The organism is Bacteroides sp. AM16-13 (assembly GCF_003602705.1).
Taxonomy (GTDB): domain Bacteria; phylum Bacteroidota; class Bacteroidia; order Bacteroidales; family Bacteroidaceae; genus Bacteroides; species Bacteroides xylanisolvens.
The window spans coordinates 209,119-228,331 of the sequence record NZ_QTLK01000005.1; the positions used below are offsets into that span (position 1 = coordinate 209,119).

Below are 19,213 nucleotides of genomic sequence, written 5' to 3' on the forward strand. Positions count from 1 at the left end.
ACTGAACAAATCATGAAAAATATAGCAAAAATAGGAATAATATTCATGGTTGCTCTTTTGGCAGCCTGCCAATCAGAATATGATGTGATAGAGAATGGGGTATTCCTGACCGATGCGCAGAAATCCCAATCAAAAAAAGTAACTATTGACGATACGGGAGCCAAAACTGTTATCTCTTCCCGTTTAGGTACCATGATGACAACGGACGTAACCGTTGAATACGGAACAGATGCAACGGCACTGCAAGCATATAATCAGAAAAACGGTACAGATTATCAGTTGTTGCCGGAAAAATTTTACAGTTTTTCGGAAAGTACGACAACAATCAAAGCTGGTGAAATCGGTTCATCACCGACAAACTTGATAATAAAACCTTTTGATGAAACTATCGACGCAACCAAAAAATATGCTATCCCCGTAGCTATAGTTAATGCAAACGGAGCCGAGAAACTATTGTCTTCATCTTCTTTAATAGTACTTTTGGATCAGATAATAGTAACTACAGTACCATATTTAGCCAATGGTAATGCTATTTCTATTGTTCCAGAATCTATGATAGAAGGGCTTTCATCATGGACATTAGAGTGGAATTTATGCATGGATGCATTTAACAGAAACAATGTGACTCAATGGACTATAAAGGGAGCCGACGGGAAAAACAATATTTATACTCGCTTCGGAGATGTTACCTGTGAACAAAACCAATTCCAGGCTAAAATAGGTTCTGGGAAACCACAAAGTATTACACGCTTTACGGCTAATAAATGGTATCATCTGGCATTAACTTACGATGGAACAAACATACGTTTCTATGTAGATGGGGTACTGGATTTTACAACTCCGCATGCTCTTCCGGGAGAAGTTTTCGAGATGAAAGAAATAGGCTTTGCAAATAGCGTAAATACTGCCTATACATTGAAGGGAAGTATTAGCGAACTTCGCGTATGGTCTGTAGCTCGCAGCCAAGCTGAAATCTCGAATAATATGTATGTTGTCTCACCTCAGACTCCGGGATTGGAAGTTTATTGGAAGTGTAATGAAGGAAGCGGAACCATAATCAAAGATTATTCCAGTCATCAAAGAGATGGCAAACTTGTGAAAGAAGCAACCTGGAAGACTGGTGTACGTTTTCCAGATGACGGAGAATGATTCTGATTCCAAATATCATCGATTATAATCAGCTTTTATAAGATAACGAGAGCGTTTCCTGAAATGAAACGCTCTCGTTACTAAAACCTAACTATTTTCCCGGAAACAACCCTATTTATATATGAAGAACATTTTAACAGACCATATAACGATAAAGTTGGGGTATTCTATTATCGGATTCAATTCTCTATTTTTTTTATCTGCCTGCAACCATACTTCCCGAAGAGAAGGAAAAGATGCGGAACGTTACAACATCGTCTACATCATGACTGATGACCATACCGCCCAAATGATGAGTTGTTATGACAAGCGCCACATCCACACCCCTAACCTCGACCGTATTGCGGCTGACGGTGTTCGTTTCACCTCCAGCTTTGTGGCTAATTCGCTAAGCGGTCCCAGCCGTGCGTGTATGCTCACCGGAAAACACAGCCATGCCAATGGTTTTACCGACAACACCACCTGCGTCTTCGACTCTTCACAACAAACTATGCCCAAACTCCTGAAAGCGGCAGGTTACGAAACCGCCATGATAGGCAAATGGCATCTCGAAAGTTTACCGACAGGATTTACCTTCTGGGAGATTCTACCAGGACAAGGAGACTATTACAATCCGGACTTCATCACCATGGACAACGATACCATACAAAAGAAAGGTTATCTGACAAATATCATCACAGATATGAGTATCGACTGGCTGGAGACGCAGAGAGACAAGAACAAGCCTTTCTGCCTGTTCATTCACCACAAAGCAGCCCACCGCAACTGGTTGCCGGAACTGAAATACCTGTCCGAATACGAAGACCAGACTTTTGAACTTCCCGAAAACTTTTACGACGATTACCATAACCGCACAGCCGCCGCCTCAGCCGAAATGAGCATCCTGAAACACATGGATATCATGTACGACACAAAAATGCTGAGCGAAAAAGACGATTCACGGCTGAAAGCAACTTATCTAAAGTTCATAAGCCGTATGACCGACGAAGAACGGGCACAATACGATGCCTTTTATTCTCCACTTATCCAAGAATTCTATAAAACCAAGCCGCAAGGAAAAGAACTGGCGGAATGGAAATATCAACGCTACATGCGCGACTATGCCAAGGTGATAAAATCCTTGGACGACAACGTAGGACGCGTACTGGACTATCTGGACGAAAAAGGCCTGTCGGACAACACCCTGGTGGTCTACACCAGCGACCAAGGATTCTATATGGGCGAGCACGGATGGTTTGACAAACGATTCATGTACGAAGAATCCATGCATACGCCATTAATAATGAGACTTCCCCGCGGACTAAACAAGCGGGGCGACATCCCCCAGTTGGTCCAGAACATTGATTATGCCCCCACTTTCCTGGAACTGGCCGGAGTGTCCGTCCCCGAAGACATGCAAGGCGTATCGTTAGTACCCCTGCTGAAAGGCGAGTCGCCTGACGACTGGCGACACTCCTTATACTATCACTTCTATGAATACCCGGCGGAACATGCCGTAAAACGGCATTACGGCGTACGGACGGAACGGTACAAACTGATACATTTCTACAATGATATCGATGTCTGGGAATTGTACGACCTAAAAGAAGACCCTTCGGAAATGAACAACCTGTACGGTCGGGAAAGCACCGAAGAAATAACCCGCCAATTGAAGGATGAGTTGAAAACTCTTCAACAACAATACGGTGCTCCCATATCCTTATAAATAACAAAAGATCATGAAACACACTTATTGGTTATCGGGACTGGCCGTCCCCTTCTGCCTGCCACAACAGGCAATGGCAGAGAAACAGCCGCATATCATCTTCATAATGACCGACCAACAACGTGGAGACGCGATAGGGTGTGCGGGAAACGACCGAATCATAACCCCGAACATAGACGCCCTGGCAGAAGACGGCTTTTTATTCAACAACGCTTATTCCGCCACCCCCAGCAGCACCCCGGCACGCGCAGGATTGCTGACCGGACTTTCGCCCTGGCATCACGGCATGCTTGGTTATGGCAATGTGGCGGAACATTATAAATTCGAGATGCCGCAAATGCTACGTGATCACGGCTACCTCACGCTGGGCATCGGCAAGATGCACTGGCGCCCTCAAAACGCCTTGCACGGTTTTCATGCCACCATCCTCGACGAAAGCGGACGGATAGAATCGCCCTATTTCCGCAGCGACTACAGAAAATGGTTCATGACCGTCGCGCCGGGTAAGAATCCCGATGCTACAGGAATTGGTTGGAACGATCACGCCGCCTCTACCTATAAACTATCCGAGAACCTACATCCCACAGTTTGGACAGGCGACGTGGCCGTAAGTACCATCAAGCATTATGAAGGTGAACAGCCGCTATTCTTGAAGATATCATTCGCCCGTCCTCACAGCCCTTACGATCCTCCGCAACGGATTCTGGAGATGTACGAAAACATAGAAATCCCCGCCCCCGCCGAAGGAGAGTGGAGCAAGCATATAGGCAAAGACATCACCGATCCCAAAGCTGATTCTTCCGCCGCATTTGCCCAATTCAGCACCGAATATGTAAAGAATACCCGCAAGCATTATTATGCAGCCGTCACTTTTATCGACGAACAAGTGGGAAGAATCGTAAAAGCGCTCAAAGAGAAAGGCATGTATGACAACACAATTATCTGCTTCACTTCAGACCACGGGGATATGATGGGAGATCATCATTCATGGCGGAAAACCTATGCCTACGAGGGTTCTGCAGCCATCCCGATGATTATAAAAACTCCGAAAGACGTGGAAGGCGTACACTGCAGAGGAAAAGTCATCGAGAATCCGGTAGAGTTGAGAGACATTCTGCCCACATTTTTAGATGCGGCGGGGGGAGAAACGCCCGAAGCAATGGACGGCCGTTCAATGCTAAAACTTATAAAAGAAGAAAATCCACAGTGGCGGCGCTGGATAGATATGGAGCATGCCACCTGTTACTCGGAAGAAAACTATTGGTGTGCGCTTACAGATGGAAAGATAAAATATATATGGTTCCTGCGCACAGGTGAAGAACAACTGTTTGATTTAGTGAAAGATCCTCACGAAACAGTGAATCAGATAACCAACAGGAAATACCGGAAGCAAACAGATGAACTGCGCCGCGCAATGGCAGAGCACCTGAGCGAACGTGGCGACAAATGGGTGAAAGACGGACAGTTGCAGAAAAGGGAGAAAACCCTGCTTTACAGTCCTAATTATCCTTCAGGACTGTCAACTAAAAAGTAACGAATAAACAAGAAAACATACATGACCATGAGAAACAGAATGAAAACAGAATATATTGCCATTGCATTCGGCTTGTTGGGCTGTACCGGTCACCAGCCGACATACGAATACATCTTTGAAGCAGAACCCGTAGACTTACAGGTGAAACAAATAGAAGGCGGGTATGAAGTGGAAGGAACATCCGCCTTGCAAGTACCGGGGCACTTCACCTGGGGCGGCTCGGTGAGCAAAGCCGAAGATGGAAAGTATTACATGATCTACTCCGCACCCGAAACAGGAGTACATCCCTTCAACAACGCCTGGGTATTCGGCTCTAAACTCGGCCTGGCGGTTTCTGAACGTCCCGATGGTGGTTTCCGCCAGTTGGGCTTCTTCTACAACCAGGACGGGTTTGCCGCTGACACTTCCTCGTGGGATGCCCAAAGCACTTCAAATCCGCATGTGCGCAAGTTTGGCAACAAATACTACCTGTACTATGCGGCAACAGTAGATCCGGGCAATGACAATGTGCTTTCAGAAACAGACACTCTACCCAAAAGAGACAGGGTACAGCAGAACCAGAAAATCGGCGTAATCGTGTTCGAGTCGTTTCCCGACCTGCTGAAAGGAAAGTTCACACACTCGGACAAGCCGTTGCTTGAGCCGCGCACGCGGGTGAAGCCCGACAACGTGCTGGCTCCCTCACCCCAGGGTACAGAGCCGAAGCCGGATAACCTGATTGTGGTGAACCCTGCCGTAGTCTATCGTCCCACCGACGGCAAATACTTGCTATTCTTTAAAGGGAATATCTACGACCCGCATTGGCGCGGCATTCACGGAGTTGCCATCAGCGACCACCCGGACGGTCCGTTTACAGCTTTGGATGAACCCGTCTTCCATCTGGAAGGTGTGGAAGGAAAACTATCAGCAGAAGATCCTTACGTATGGTATCACAAGCGTGACAAGTGCTTTTATGCCGTATTCAAGGACTTCAACGGAAAGTTCACCAAAGGAGACGCATGCCTGGCCATCATGCGTTCGAACGACGGCATCAAGTGGCAGCTCCCCCAACATTCCTTGTTCATGAAAAAGGAGTTGATACTGGCAAACGGAGATACCGTGAAAGTTAAACGCCTGGAACGCCCGCAACTGCTGTTGAATGAAGAAGGAGACCCCGAAGTGCTTTATGCTGCATGTTCCATCGACAATGTAAATCCTAAGATAAACGGTGGCTCGTTTAATGTGCAGATAAGGATAAAAATAAAGAAGAATTAAACTTAAAACACTATTAAACCCAATGAAATATAAAACAGTTCAAAAGTTGAAAGACAACATGTTGCTGAGTTGCAAAGTATTGTCCAGCAGCAGAATATTATTGAGAAGCGGAGCATTCTTAGGCAGCTGCGCCTTATTAAGCAGCTGTGCGCATTCCGACAAAGAATTACCATTGAATATCGTCCTGATCAATTTGGACGATGCCGGAAACGGCGACTTCTCTTTCAAGGGAGCTGTGGGATATCAAACTCCCCATATCGACAAACTGGCGGCCGAAGGAGTGTCCATGACCAATTTCTATGCGGTACAACCCATCAGTGGTGCATCCCGCGCCGGCCTTATGACAGGATGCTATCCCAACCGTATAGGTTTTGCCTACGCCCCCAACCCAAACTCCCCTACTGGTATAAGCGACAAGGAAGAAACTATTGCCGAACTCTTGAAAACGAAAGGATATGCCACAGCCATTTTCGGCAAATGGCATCTGGGAGATGCCAGGAAATTCCTGCCACTCCAGCATGGTTTCGATGAATATTACGGATTACCCTACTCCAATGATATGTGGCCTAATCACCCCCAATATAAATTTCCCGATCTGCCTTTGATTGAAGGCAATGAAGTAATAGGCTACAATACAGAACAGTCGGAATTAACCACCAACTATACAAACAGCGCGGTAGACTTTATCCGGAGAAGTACCGGCAGCGGCAAACCATTCTTCTTGTATCTGGCTCATTCCATGCCTCACGTTCCGTTGGCTGTATCGGATAAATTCAAGGGAAAAAGCGAGCAGGGACTTTATGGAGACGTAATGATGGAACTGGACTGGAGCGTAGGAAAAGTCATGCAGGCCTTGCGTGAGGCTAAAGTAGAAGAAAATACATTGGTCATCCTTACTTCGGATAATGGACCTTGGGCCAATTACGGCAATCATGCAGGTTCGTCAGGCGGACTTCGAGAGGCAAAAGCTACCACCTTCAACGGCGGTATGCGCGTACCTTGCCTGTTCTATTGGAAAGGGACAATCGCCCCCGGAAGCATCTGCAACGACCTGATGTCGAATATCGATATCCTGCCCACCTTGGTGGAACTGACCGGTGCACCACACCCCCAGTTACCGATAGACGGACTGAGCATGGCAGCCATATTGAAAGGAACGAACAAAGCCCCCATACGCCAATCACTGTGTATGTATTATCACAGGAACTCATTGCAAGCCATCACCGACGGATATTACAAACTGGTATTCCCCCATAAATATGTATCCTACGAAACACAAATGCCAGGCAATGACGGACAACCGGGTGAACTGGGTAAAAAAGAAATAACCGAATGTGAACTCTATGACCTGAGACGTGATCCGGGTGAACGGGTCAATGTCATCAGCCAGCATCCCGCGATTGCAGAAAAACTACAACGGATAGCCGACCAGTGCCGGGAGGACTTGGGAGATGACCTGACAGGACAACCGGGAAAAAATCGGAGAGAACCGGGAAGAATAGATTGAGGTAAACAAATAACGATTACAAATGAATACCATAAACTTAAAAAACATACATGGAGTTATCCTACTGGGAATCGGATTACTAGTACAGGCTTGTTCTCAACAGCCGGCCTCGACCTATCTGCAAATTCCCCAGCCTGCCGATATAACAATTCATGCTGGAAAACCATTCACAATTGATGAACGTACCACAATTATCTATCCGACAGGAAAAAACGAATTGCCGGAAAGTGTCTCAACATGTATCTCCGAAATGGAGAGACACACCGGCATAACCTTTAAAAAAAGTACAGGAGAAAAGAACCTGAAGAATTGTATCCTCCTGAAACATAATGCGGCATTGCCCACCGAAGGGTTTAGGCTGAAAGTAAATGCGGACAGCATTGTGATTGAAGCCAAAGATGCTTCCGCAGCATTTTATGCTTTACAATGGTTAAAGCAATCTCTACTGTTACAAAAGAAAGCACCTTTCACGCTATCTGCCATCGAAATTGAAGACTATCCCGAAATGAATTACCGGGGAGCGATGCTAGACGTAAGCCGCCACTTCTTCACGGTGGAGCAAGTAAAGCGCTTCATCGATCTATTGGCAATGCACCGTTTGAATTATTTCCACTGGCACCTCACAGACGACCAGGGTTGGAGAATAGAGATAAAGAAATATCCGGAACTGACACGCGTAGGCGCTTGGAAAGGCACCGGCAGCGAACGTTACGGTGGTTTCTACACACAAGAGGAAATAAAGGAAGTAATTGCCTATGCAAAAGGGCGTGCTATCACCATCATCCCCGAAATAGACTTACCCGGACACACCACAGCCGCTCTTGCCGCCTATCCACAGTTAGGCTGCACCGGTGGCCCTTACGAGGTATCTATGGATCGCGGAGGAGTACACAAAGACGTACTCTGCATGGGCAAAGAATTTTCACGGCAATTTGTGGAAGATGTATTAGCGGAAGTGGCCGCACTCTTCCCTTCGCCTTATCTGCACATCGGGGGCGATGAAGTGCCGAGAGACCGCTGGAAAGCCTGTCCGGACTGCCAAAGAATCATCCGCCGATACAGCCTGAAAGATACGGAACAAGAGTCTGCGGAAGATTTGTTACAGAGCGAGTTCAACAAGCAAGTGGCTCTTTATCTGAAATCGTTAGGGAAAAAAATGATTGGCTGGGACGAAGTCCTCTCCGACAATATAGACCCCGAAACCGTAATCATGTCGTGGCGAGGACTGGGACGTGGCGTAAAAGCCGTCAAACAAAATCATCCGGTAATTTTCTCATCCAACGGGCATTTCTACCTGAACAACTATCAGTCAAGCAATATGGAAAACGAGCCCGCGGCAACCGGAGGACTTGTATTGATGCAGAAACTTTATAGTACGGAGATCGTCACACCCGAAATGACAGACAAAGACGTAGAAAAAATACTGGGAGCAGAAGCCTGCCTATGGGCTTCTTACGTACCTGACAACAAAACGCTGGATTATAAAATGCTGCCCCGACTGGCCGCCTTCGCCGAAGTTACATGGAGCGGAAGCAGACGGAAAAATTATCTCGACTTTCTAGAACGGCTACCGGTAATGCTCGACCTGTACCGTGAAAACGGTTTCAGATATGCCCCTCACTTCTTTGAAATAGAAGCAGGATACCGGCCGGATATGAAAAACCAACGACTGGAAGTGACGTTGAAGACCCTCGAAGGCACAAACGTTTATTACACACTGGATGGCAGCACTCCCACTCCCAAGTCCCTCAAATACACAGTTCCGTTTTACGTTTCGACAGATGCCTGCCTGAAAGCCATTGCCTACACTCCGTCCGGCCTGCACAGCGATGTGCTGGAGAAAGATGTCAGAATCAATAAAGCCACTTTTGCCGACATAAAGTTGTTGACAAAACCGTCAGATAGGTATAATGGAAACAATGGCACGATACTGGTAGACGGCGTGCGGAGCACAGCTTTCCACACCACCGGGTTGTGGGTGGGCTATAATCCTCATCCGTTGCAGGCGGTAATAGACTTGGGAAGCGTGCAGACAGTGAAGCAAGTTTGCCTCTCGTCACTGACAGACATGAGTTCCTATATCATGGGGATAGAGAGCGTGCGGATTGCACTGTCAATTGACGGAAAGGAGTTCAGCGAAGTGGCCTCGCGCACCTGGCCGGCTCCCGAAGCCCGGATGGAAGGAAAGCGCCGGGAGACACTGGAGCTCAACTTCGATGAAGCGCAGGCACGCTACGTAAAAGTAACCGCAAACGGTTTTGAAGCCTTGCCGCCCGGACACTCTGGCGCCGGAATGCCGCCTTTCCTATTTGTGGATGAGATAGAAGTATACTAATGGCTTAATTAAGAAGTTAAAGACGAACGACCATGAAAACAATGAAAACCCTGTTATCCGCCTCACTCGCCCTGACGGCCTTGAGCGGATGCCAACCGGAAACGGAAAAACCCAACATCCTGTTCCTGCTGGTAGATGATATGCAAAGTGATGCCATCGCAGCCTTAGGGAATAAAAATGTGTACACTCCAAATATCGACGGCCTAATAGCTGAAGGTGTCACTTTTACCCGCACTTACACCAACGGTGCCCTTTGCGGTGCATTGTCAATGCCCAGCCGTGCCATGCTGATGACCGGAAGGGGAGTATTTGAAGTGCAAAGCGACGGCATGAAGATACCCGAATGCATGGTGACACTTCCCGAACAATTACGAGCCAACGGTTATCAGACATTTGCTACCGGCAAATGGCATTCAGACCATGCCTCCTTCAACCGTTCGTTTGCCGCAGGAGAGAACATCTTCTTCGGTGGGATGCATCCTTACGAAAAGAACGGACACTGCTCTCCCCGTCTGCATCATTACGATAGAACAGGCCAATATAAAGAGACGTCTTTCATCGGAGAAGAGTTTTCTTCAAAAATGTTTGCCGATGCGGCAATCGAGTTCCTCAGCACCGCGGCAAAAGCCCAAAACCCTTTCATGGCATTCGTGTCATTCACTTCCCCGCACGACCCACGAAATCAATTGCCGGACTACGGAAAGAAATATAAAGCCAAAGACATCATCCTACCCACTAACTTTCTGCCGCAACACCCGTTCGACAATGGCGAACTGGCTATCCGCGACGAACAAATTCTTCCCCCACCCCGCACAGGCGAACAACTTCAGGAGGAACTCGCCCTCTATTACGGAATGGTCAGCGAAGTAGACGAACAGATAGGACGGGTGCTCAACGCATTGAACGCCACGGGCGAAAGAGAGCATACGGTCATTGTATTTGCATCGGACAACGGCCTGGCAATGGGACAAAACGGTTTGTTGGGCAAACAAAGCCTCTATGAGCACAGTGTGGGTGTACCCATGCTAATCATCGACCCACGCAGTAAAAAACATGGATTCAAAACCGATGCCTTATGCTATTTATATGATCTTTACCCCACCCTATGCGACATAGTAGGAATCGAAATACCGGCTTCAGTAACAGGCGTTTCTCTAAAACCTTTGTTGGAAGGAACCACAGACAAACTTCGTGACGACATCTTCCTGGCATACTCCAACCAACAACGGGCACTGGTAAAGGATGATTATAAGTATATCATCTACAATGTGGAAGGTAAAATCACGGAGCAGTTATTCAACCTGAAGAAGGATCCGAAAGAAATGGCAAACCTTGCTGACGCGATGCCCCAAAAAGCCGCCGCATATAAAGAAATGTTGATTCAACGCCTGAAAGAGCAACAAGACTTTTGTAATATCGACACCCCGTTATGGTGGAAAGACGGACATAAAATCACCTGGGATGAACTGATAAATTTATATATCTTCGAATAAAAACGAAGTAAGCGAAATAATATTAAACCAAAGCGAAAAACATCAATGAATACAAAATATTTATATCTCGGCCTGCTGCCTCTGATGGCAACTTCCGGAATGGCTGCCACCGACAGCCCGGAAGCGGAGACAAGAAAAAACGAACGTCCCAACATCCTGTTCATATTAAGTGATGACCACACATCGCAAGCATGGGGTATCTATGGAGGAATCCTGGCAGAGTATGCTCAAAATCGAAATATCCGCCGCCTGGCGGAGGAAGGCGTGACACTTGATAACTGTTTCTGCACCAACTCCATCTCCACGCCAAGCCGTGCAGCCATCTTGACCGGCAGATACAGCCACCGCAACGGAGTATATACGCTGGAAGATACCCTTGACACTGCACTACCCACCATAGCCACTGCACTGCAAGCTTCCGGCTACCACACAGGGCTGGTGGGCAAGTGGCACCTGAAGTCGCAACCGCAAGGGTTCGACTACTACTCCGTATTCCACGACCAGGGCGAATATCGCGACCCCACCTTCAAGAACAGCGATGTCCCCTGGCCGGGTAACCGGAACTTCGGCGAACGTGTACACGGCTTCTCAACTGACATCGTCACCGAAAAAGCCATTGCATGGATGAAAGAACAGGACAAGACGCAGCCTTTCCTGATGTGCTGCCACTTCAAAGCCACCCACGAGCCGTATGACTTTCCGGAACGGATGAGGCATTTGTATGACGGAGTCGTATTTCCCGAACCGGAGAACCTGCTGGACTGGGGTCCCGAAACGAACGGCAGGACCTTCGAGGGACAGAAACTGGAAACCATAGCCCGTAACTGGCAAGTAGCCTCGGAAGATCCCGACAAGTGGTGGTGCCGCTACCCCGAGCTACCTTTCAGTACCAAAGGAATGCATCCCACTGCCGCCCGCAAATCCGCCTATCAAAAACTGATACGCGACTACCTGAGATGTGGAGCCACCATAGACGACAACATCGGCAAACTACTGGTCGCACTTGATGAAATGGGCATTGCCGACAACACAATTGTGATTTACGTGGCGGACCAAGGTTATTTCCTGGGCGAACATGGATTTTATGACAAACGCATGTTCTACGAAGAAGCCGCCCGTATGCCTTTCGTAATTCGGTATCCACGCGAACTGCCGGCCGGGAAACGGTTGGATGATTTAATTCTGAATGTGGATTTCGCAGCTACACTGGCCGACTTTGCCGATGTGGATGCCCCTCAAGGCACTCAAGGCAGGAGCTTCCGCGACAACTTAAAGGGGAAAACACCCAAAGACTGGCGAAAAAGCATTTATTATCGCTACTGGACCCAACATAAGATTCGTCCGGCACACATCGGCGTGCGAACCGACCGGTACAAACTCATGTATCTATATGGTGATCCGCTGAATATGACCGGTTCTTCCGACTACGTCTCCGAACCTTCCTGGGAATTCTACGATTTACTGAAAGATCCGAAAGAAGACCATAACGCCTACAATGACAAGGAGTATGCAGAGGTCATCAAAAAGATGAAGCAGGAAATGCAACGCCTGCAACAGGAAGTCGGAGAAGAACAGAAGAAAAACTGAAACCCGGTTGACCAAGGGACGAGTTGGTCACTTATTCAAAATCCTATAATGGTTTTGAACTTTTTCATGCGCAAATTTACTGAGAATTTTCCGAATTTTCTTTTCCAACTAAGACTAAAGGAAGTTTAACTAAGACTTTATAAGGAGAATTAGACGTATTTTTGCAATCAGATAAAAACATCTCAATTAAGAGCCTGTTTAAAAATGGTTGAAATAAAATTTTAAGAAGGTTTCCGTACCTGCCCAATAATATCTTTATTTGAAGTGAGCAAACTTATAATAAAGATGTATCTGACAGATTTAACGGAAACCGAGTGGCAATATATAACAAAAGTGCTGAACCTGCAAACAAGAAAGCGAAAATATGATTTGCGTATGATTTGGAATACCATATTTTATTTAGTAAAAACGGGTTGCCAGTGGCGTATGCTTCCCAAAGAGTTCCCCAAATGGGAATCAGTTTATTACTATTACCGGAAATGGGCTTCTCTCGACGTTTTCGATTTGCTTCTTGACAGATTACGTGGTCATGTCCGGGTAGAGCGGAGTCAAAACATGGAACCCAGTGTAGGCATATATAGATAGCCAAAGCGTTAAATGGGGCAATAACCAGTCTCTGAACGGAGTTGACGGCAATAAAAAAGTGAAAGGCGTCAAACGCCATATTGGTGTAGACAAGAATGGCTCCCTTATTGCAGTGATGGTTACAGTAGCCAATATTCATGACAGTAAGGCTGCTTATCTGCTAATGAGGGTATTGAAAGAACTTTGTTCAGGAATAAAAGTCATATTAGCAGACGGAGGATATAGGGGAGAGCTTATTCAGAACGTCAAAAATAAATTCGGTTATGTAATTCAGGTGGTTATTAGCGCATACAAAGAACAGGGATTCAAACCTATTCACAAAAGATGGATTGTGGAAAGAACATTTTCATGGATGGAAAATGACAGGAGGCTCTGCCGAAACTATGAACTAACATTCGATTCGGCAGAGGAAATGGTCAAAATATCAGCGATAAAATTATTATTGAAGAAAATTTAAACAGGCTCTGAAAGTACTTTTGTTTTTTGATATAAAATATAAAAGCACTTTCATAATTTAGATATATCGCTATCTTTTTTTGAATAAATAACATTTATTCCCAATATACTTGCCAAATCACCCTTTGAGACTGATTACATTTCTTCTGCCACCGTTTTATACAGTCAGTTACGTCATTTAAGACTACCATAAATCCTCCTGTTCACCCAGTTCTTCCACGTTGATGAAATCAAGCAAGTATTCGTCTTTGAATGATCAAATAGCTTTTAGCGCTTGCTTAGTATCGGGCAATGTTTGTGCGAAATTATTAGGCAAAGTTCCCCGATGGCTGTATAGGTCTGCTTGTAAGTAATCCCTTAAAGTGTATTTACTCCAATAGCGAGTAACATACTCATGTATATAAAACAGCCTTACTTCCAGAGTCTTAGCCTTGAATATTATTTCGGCATGATGACTAAAACCGATTGAAAGGAAATCAGCCCAATTGAATTCATCAGCCAGTGGCTGATGAATTTCTACAAGAAGCAACTTTTCATTCAACACCAAATCATCAACCAACGGCAAATGATTTATACGATTTTTGTCTAATGTCTTACGCTTGATTTTTCAATTCATTCTTTCTCTTTTTCCACAACTGCCACGAATTGATAATATTCTGCCATAACACATACGAACCGGGAGCCACAGAAGACAATGGATTCAAATAAGTATGTGCCATCCAAATAGCCAGAATCGTATTCTTTTGTCCCAACGCCTGCCCGCCACTGATACGGTCATTATAAATTGAGCCGATTGTCTTCCCCAAAAAGAACTGCAAACAGCAGGCAATCAGTGCTCCGACAGCAATCATGATTTCCGTAAAACCATCCGCTGGGTCATTGAGCAAGGAATACAATGTCTGCGCTGTTACGATAGCTAAAGACACAGCCCACAAATAAAAAGCAAGTTCATGATAGCCCAATAACTTCTGATGCACTTTTGGCAAACACTTACTCAACAACCAGGCAGCCAAAAAAGGACAAATCAACAACGGAAATACCTTACCTAAAATAACAAGAAACGCCTCCCAAAAAGTGACATCAGGATGCACCTCCACCAAAGGAAAAAGAATAGGCACAGCAATAGCCGCACCGATATTTGCTATCAATGTATAAGTAGTCAGACTGGCTGCACTCCCACCCAACTTGGAAGTAATCACCGCAGCAGCCGTAGCCGTAGGACAAATAATACAAACCATCACTCCCTCTGCTACTATTTTATCAAAGCGATAAAGCAGCAGATAAGCAGCCAACGCTCCGCCAATCTGAATCAATAACAACCACATATGGAGAGGTTTAGGCTTCAAATCACGAGGAGATACCTTACAGAAGGTCAATAGCAACATCGTAAAAATAAGATAGGGAGTCAGAAAAGAAAGGCTGATAAACAGCGGATAACCTATAGCACCTACCAGCATAGCAATAGGTAACGTCCAATTCTTCAAAAACTTAAGCATCGTCGTACATTTTAACTTCGAAGCACAAAGTAACGGAGATTTCAGGAAAAAAGCTACCATTAAACCGAAAAAAACACAAAACTTAATGGCAAATAATGAGTTTTCTACAAATTTCTACTACATTTGCACCGTATTATAGATATGAAACTGAATAGACCGTACATATTATACATATTCATTTGCCTCTGGCTACTTTTTCTACCCTCATGTACTAACCACTTATGGGGGAAGGATTTTGTAGTAGTTATCGACGCAGGACATGGCGGACATGATCCGGGCGCCATCGGCAAAATCTCGAAAGAGAAAAATATCAATCTGAACGTTGCCCTGAAAGTGGGAAATCTGATTAAAAGGAATTGCGACGACGTCAAAGTGATTTACACTCGTAGCAAAGATGTATTCATCCCTTTAGACCGACGCGCAGAAATTGCCAACAACGCGAAGGCTGACCTCTTTATTTCCATTCACACCAACGCACTGGCTAACAATCGTACCGCAAAAGGTGCTTCAACCTGGACACTGGGTTTGGCCAAATCAGACGCAAATCTGGAAGTTGCCAAGCGAGAGAACTCCGTAATCCTCTACGAAAGTGACTACAAAACAAGATATGCCGGTTTCAACCCGAACTCTGCCGAGTCATATATTATATTTGAATTCATGCAAGATAAATATATGGAGCAGAGTGTACACCTAGCTTCGCTGATGCAAAAACAATTTCGCCAAACTTGTAGAAGGGCAGACCGTGGAGTGCATCAAGCCGGATTCCTTGTCTTAAAAGCGAGTGCCATGCCGAGCATTCTGATAGAACTAGGATTTATTTCTACGCCCGAAGAGGAGCGCTATCTGAATTCTGAAGAAGGGGCCGGCACCATGGCAAAAGGCATCTACCGTGCTTTCTTAAATTATAAGAGAGAACATGAACTGCGCCTAACGGGAGTCAGCAGAACGATCGTCCCAACCGAACAGGAAGAAGACAATGCCCCGGCAATTGCCCAAAAGGATACCGAAAGCGTGAACACAGCTCCCCAACAGGAAAAGCTATTGGCCGAAGCAAAAACAAAACCTGCCGCGACAGCCAAAACAGCACCGAAACTCCCAATTGTAGTAGAGAGTGCAACCAATGACAGTGAAATTACGTTTAAGATACAGATACTTACTTCTTCCAAACCTCTCGCCAAAAACGACAAACGGCTGAAAGGACTGAAAGAGGTAGATTATTATAAGGAAGGGGGAATATACAAATACACGTATGGAGCTTCCTCCGATTATAACAAGGTGTTGCGTACGAAGCGCACCATTACGGCACAATTCAAAGACGCCTTTATCATCGCTTTCCGGAACGGCGAGAAAATGAACGTCAATGAAGCGATTGCCGAATTCAAAAAAAGAAGAAATAAATAAAAAGATAAAATGAAGTACATTACAAAAGAAGTCAGAATAGGTATTGCAGGTATCGTTGCACTATGTGTGCTTATATACGGAATTAACTGGCTGAAAGGTATACACATGTTTCAACCTTCCAGCTATTTCTATGCCAAATTTGAAAATGTAAACGGACTCACCAAATCAAGCCCGGTATTTGCCGACGGTGTTCGTGTAGGTATCGTACGTGACATCTATTATGATTATGCCAAACCCGGAAATGTAATTGTCGAAGTGGAACTGGACACGGAACTGCGGATTCCCAAAGGAAGTAGTGCCGAGCTTGTATCCGAACTTATGGGAGGCGTACGCATGAATATTCTTCTGGCAAACAACCCGCGCGAAAAATATGCCGTAGGAGATACGATCCCCGGCACACTGAACAACGGAATGATGGAAAGCGCGGCAAAACTGATCCCCAAGGTAGAAGAAATGCTTCCGAAACTGGATTCTATCCTCATCTCTCTGAACAATATATTAGGAGACAAGAGCATCCCTGCCACCCTGCACTCGATAGAGAAGACAACCGCCAACCTGGCAGTAGTCAGTTCGCAGGTAAAAGGGCTGATGAGTAATGACATACCTCAACTCACCAGTAAACTGAACACCATCGGAGACAACTTCGTTGTTATCAGCGGAAATTTGAAAGAAGTAGACTATGCAGCCACTTTCAAAAAAATAGACGAAACGCTGGCTAACGTAAAAATACTTACAGAAAAATTAAACAGCAAAGATAACACAATCGGACTGCTCTTCAACGACCCGACTTTATACAATAATCTGAATGCAACAACTGAAAATGCAGCCAGCTTATTAGAAGACCTGAAAGAGCATCCGAAACGGTACGTTCACTTCTCATTATTCGGCAAGAAAGACAAGTAGCAAATTATCGTTATATAGATTTTATCTAAATAACGAAGGGCTTTCAAAAGAAAGTAGATTGCTCTTCAAATGTCTATCTACAAACCGAAATAATATTCCCGTACAAACGTACAAAAGTGAGAAAAAAGGCTAAAATTATATATATAAGACATTAACATACAGATACTTATAAAACTGCAAGAGAGGGTAAACAGAGTGTGTCCGACAACAAACGCATAAGTCATTGAAAGTAAACACATTATTGTTAGCATGAAAAAAACAAGAAAAAATAGATTTGTTTTTTCCGAATAAGATTCCCAATTTTGCAAACGTAGAAGTTTTGCTTAATTAATAAATGTATTAAAAGTTACTATGATTGAATCAAATCATGTCGTACTTTGGAACCGCTGTCTCGACGTTATTAAAGACAATGTTCCCGAGACGACATATAATACTTGGTTTGCCCCTATTGTTCCGTTGAAATATGAGGACAAAACGTTGATCTTACAGATCCCGAGCCAGTTTTTCTATGAAATACTGGAAGAGAGATTCGTAGATCTTATACGTAAGACATTATATAAGGTCATTGGCGAAGGAACCAAGTTGATGTACAATGTCATGGTGGACAAGACTTCGATTCCGAATCAAACCGTGAATCTCGAAGCAAGCAATCGTTCTACGGCTGTTACTCCCAAAAGCATAATCGGAGGAAACAAAGCTCCCAGCTTCCTACAGGCTCCTGCCGTTCAGGATTTGGACCCGCATTTGAATCCCAATTATAATTTTGAGAACTTCATTGAAGGATACAGCAATAAACTTTCAAGAAGTGTGGCGGAAGCCGTAGCGCAAAAACCGGGAGGGACTGCTTTCAACCCGTTATTCCTTTATGGAGCATCCGGAGTAGGAAAGACGCACCTGGCAAACGCAATAGGCACGAAAATCAAAGAAATTTATCCAGAGAAAAGAGTATTGTACGTTTCGGCACATTTGTTCCAGGTACAATATACGGATTCTGTACGCAATAACACGACTAACGACTTTATTAACTTTTACCAGACGATTGATGTATTAATCATTGATGATATTCAGGAGTTTGCCGGTGTCACCAAGACTCAAAACAACTTCTTCCATATTTTCAATCATTTACACCAGAACGGCAAACAGCTCATATTAACTTCAGACCGTGCTCCTGTATTGTTGCAAGGTATTGAAGAACGCCTCCTGACCCGTTTCAAATGGGGTATGGTAGCCGAGCTTGAAAAGCCGACGGTAGAACTTCGCAAAAACATTCTACGCAACAAGATACACCGCGACGGATTACAATTCCCGCCGGAAGTGATCGATTATATTGCCGAAAATGTGAATGAAAGTGTACGCGATCTGGAAGGTATCGTCATTGCTATCATGGCTCGTTCCACTATTTTCAACAAAGAAATAGATTTGGATTTGGCACAACACATTGTACATGGCGTGGTTCATAACGAAACTAAAGCGGTTACCATCGATGATATCCTCAAAGTGGTATGCAAGCATTTTGATCTGGAACCGTCTGCCATACATACAAAATCCAGAAAAAGGGAAGTCGTTCAAGCACGACAGATCGCCATGTATCTAGCTAAAAACCACACAGACTTTTCAACTTCTAAGATAGGTAAGTTTATCGGTAACAAAGACCATGCAACGGTACTTCACGCCTGCAAAACCGTAAAAGGACAATTGGAGGTGGACAAAAGCTTTAGTGCAGAAGTACAGGAAATAGAATCGTTACTGAAAAAGAGAAACTGAAATCAAGTATCAAGTATTAAGTATTACCGTTGCTATACAATATC

14 protein-coding genes and 1 pseudogene are annotated in these 19,213 nt (G+C 45.0%); 13 read left to right on the forward strand and 2 right to left on the reverse strand.

Features of this window, described 5'->3' with window-relative positions; translation table 11 throughout:
• Positions 1–12 precede the first annotated feature (12 nt).
• The 10 genes from DW173_RS05630 (at position 13) to DW173_RS24085 (ending at position 13,606) form a co-directional block, all read left to right on the forward strand.
• Positions 13–1,149 carry a DUF1735 and LamG domain-containing protein gene (locus DW173_RS05630; protein ID WP_087320593.1) on the forward strand — a complete coding sequence of 379 codons (1,137 nt, stop codon included), beginning with the start codon at positions 13–15 and terminating at the stop codon, positions 1,147–1,149.
• A 121-nt stretch (positions 1,150–1,270) separates the two neighbouring features.
• Positions 1,271–2,854 (forward strand): sulfatase, encoded by a 1,584-nt coding sequence (locus tag DW173_RS05635; RefSeq protein WP_087320596.1) that lies wholly within the window; start codon positions 1,271–1,273, stop codon positions 2,852–2,854.
• A gap of 73 nt (positions 2,855–2,927) precedes the next feature.
• Positions 2,928–4,388: an arylsulfatase gene (locus DW173_RS05640; protein WP_225450782.1), complete on the forward strand. Its 1,461-nt coding sequence runs from the start codon at positions 2,928–2,930 to the stop codon at positions 4,386–4,388.
• Positions 4,389–4,415: 27 nt separating this feature from the next.
• Entirely contained in the window at positions 4,416–5,642 is a 1,227-nt protein-coding gene (locus tag DW173_RS05645; RefSeq protein WP_143241477.1) for a glycoside hydrolase family protein, read from the forward strand.
• A gap of 22 nt (positions 5,643–5,664) precedes the next feature.
• A complete protein-coding gene (locus DW173_RS05650) occupies positions 5,665–7,149 on the forward strand; it encodes a sulfatase (protein WP_233562101.1) in 1,485 nt (494 codons plus the stop codon).
• A gap of 22 nt (positions 7,150–7,171) precedes the next feature.
• Positions 7,172–9,484, forward strand: a complete 2,313-nt coding sequence (locus DW173_RS05655; protein WP_087320599.1) for a family 20 glycosylhydrolase — start codon at positions 7,172–7,174, stop codon at positions 9,482–9,484.
• Positions 9,485–9,516: 32 nt separating this feature from the next.
• Entirely contained in the window at positions 9,517–10,977 is a 1,461-nt protein-coding gene (locus DW173_RS05660) for a sulfatase-like hydrolase/transferase (RefSeq protein ID WP_225450773.1), read from the forward strand.
• 84 nt (positions 10,978–11,061) lie between these two features.
• Positions 11,062–12,564: a sulfatase gene (locus tag DW173_RS05665; RefSeq protein ID WP_087317214.1), complete on the forward strand. Its 1,503-nt coding sequence runs from the start codon at positions 11,062–11,064 to the stop codon at positions 12,562–12,564.
• A gap of 285 nt (positions 12,565–12,849) precedes the next feature.
• Positions 12,850–13,149, forward strand: coding sequence for a transposase (locus tag DW173_RS24080; RefSeq protein WP_225450772.1), 300 nt, complete (start codon positions 12,850–12,852; stop codon positions 13,147–13,149).
• 31 nt (positions 13,150–13,180) lie between these two features.
• On the forward strand, positions 13,181–13,606 hold the full coding sequence (locus DW173_RS24085) for a transposase (protein WP_233562103.1): 426 nt from the start codon (positions 13,181–13,183) through the stop codon (positions 13,604–13,606).
• A gap of 192 nt (positions 13,607–13,798) precedes the next feature.
• On the opposite strand, the pseudogene DW173_RS05675 reads toward DW173_RS24085, so the two are convergent.
• Positions 13,799–14,161, reverse strand: a pseudogene (locus DW173_RS05675) (hypothetical protein); the annotation flags it as partial.
• Between the two features lie 37 nt (positions 14,162–14,198).
• A complete protein-coding gene (locus DW173_RS05680; RefSeq protein WP_120143983.1) occupies positions 14,199–15,161 on the reverse strand; it encodes a bile acid:sodium symporter family protein in 963 nt (320 codons plus the stop codon).
• Between the two features lie 81 nt (positions 15,162–15,242).
• On the opposite strand from DW173_RS05680, the gene DW173_RS05685 reads away from it, so the two are divergent.
• The 3 genes from DW173_RS05685 to dnaA all read left to right on the forward strand — a co-directional run bounded on the left by DW173_RS05685 (position 15,243) and on the right by dnaA (position 19,169).
• Complete coding sequence (locus tag DW173_RS05685) at positions 15,243–16,502, forward strand: N-acetylmuramoyl-L-alanine amidase (RefSeq protein WP_049702339.1); 1,260 nt, start codon at positions 15,243–15,245, stop codon at positions 16,500–16,502.
• Positions 16,503–16,511: 9 nt separating this feature from the next.
• Complete coding sequence (locus DW173_RS05690; protein WP_004299349.1) at positions 16,512–17,405, forward strand: MlaD family protein; 894 nt, start codon at positions 16,512–16,514, stop codon at positions 17,403–17,405.
• A 351-nt stretch (positions 17,406–17,756) separates the two neighbouring features.
• Entirely contained in the window at positions 17,757–19,169 is a 1,413-nt protein-coding gene (gene dnaA, locus DW173_RS05700; protein ID WP_004299347.1) for a chromosomal replication initiator protein DnaA, read from the forward strand.
• Positions 19,170–19,213 lie beyond the last annotated feature (44 nt).

Bases quoted from the DNA above. Each gene is read 5' to 3' on its own strand.
- DW173_RS05630 (WP_087320593.1), top strand. From the start codon at position 13: ATGAAAAATATAGCAAAAATAGGAATAATATTCATGGTTGCTCTTTTG.
- DW173_RS05635 (WP_087320596.1), top strand. From the start codon at position 1,271: ATGAAGAACATTTTAACAGACCATATAACGATAAAGTTGGGGTATTCT.
- DW173_RS05640 (WP_225450782.1), top strand. From the start codon at position 2,928: ATGGCAGAGAAACAGCCGCATATCATCTTCATAATGACCGACCAACAA.
- DW173_RS05645 (WP_143241477.1), top strand. From the start codon at position 4,416: ATGAGAAACAGAATGAAAACAGAATATATTGCCATTGCATTCGGCTTG.
- DW173_RS05650 (WP_233562101.1), top strand. From the start codon at position 5,665: ATGAAATATAAAACAGTTCAAAAGTTGAAAGACAACATGTTGCTGAGT.
- DW173_RS05655 (WP_087320599.1), top strand. From the start codon at position 7,172: ATGAATACCATAAACTTAAAAAACATACATGGAGTTATCCTACTGGGA.
- DW173_RS05660 (WP_225450773.1), top strand. From the start codon at position 9,517: ATGAAAACAATGAAAACCCTGTTATCCGCCTCACTCGCCCTGACGGCC.
- DW173_RS05665 (WP_087317214.1), top strand. From the start codon at position 11,062: ATGGCAACTTCCGGAATGGCTGCCACCGACAGCCCGGAAGCGGAGACA.
- DW173_RS24080 (WP_225450772.1), top strand. From the start codon at position 12,850: ATGTATCTGACAGATTTAACGGAAACCGAGTGGCAATATATAACAAAA.
- DW173_RS05680 (WP_120143983.1), bottom strand. From the start codon at position 15,161: ATGGTAGCTTTTTTCCTGAAATCTCCGTTACTTTGTGCTTCGAAGTTA.
- DW173_RS05685 (WP_049702339.1), top strand. From the start codon at position 15,243: ATGAAACTGAATAGACCGTACATATTATACATATTCATTTGCCTCTGG.
- DW173_RS05690 (WP_004299349.1), top strand. From the start codon at position 16,512: ATGAAGTACATTACAAAAGAAGTCAGAATAGGTATTGCAGGTATCGTT.
- dnaA (WP_004299347.1), top strand. From the start codon at position 17,757: ATGATTGAATCAAATCATGTCGTACTTTGGAACCGCTGTCTCGACGTT.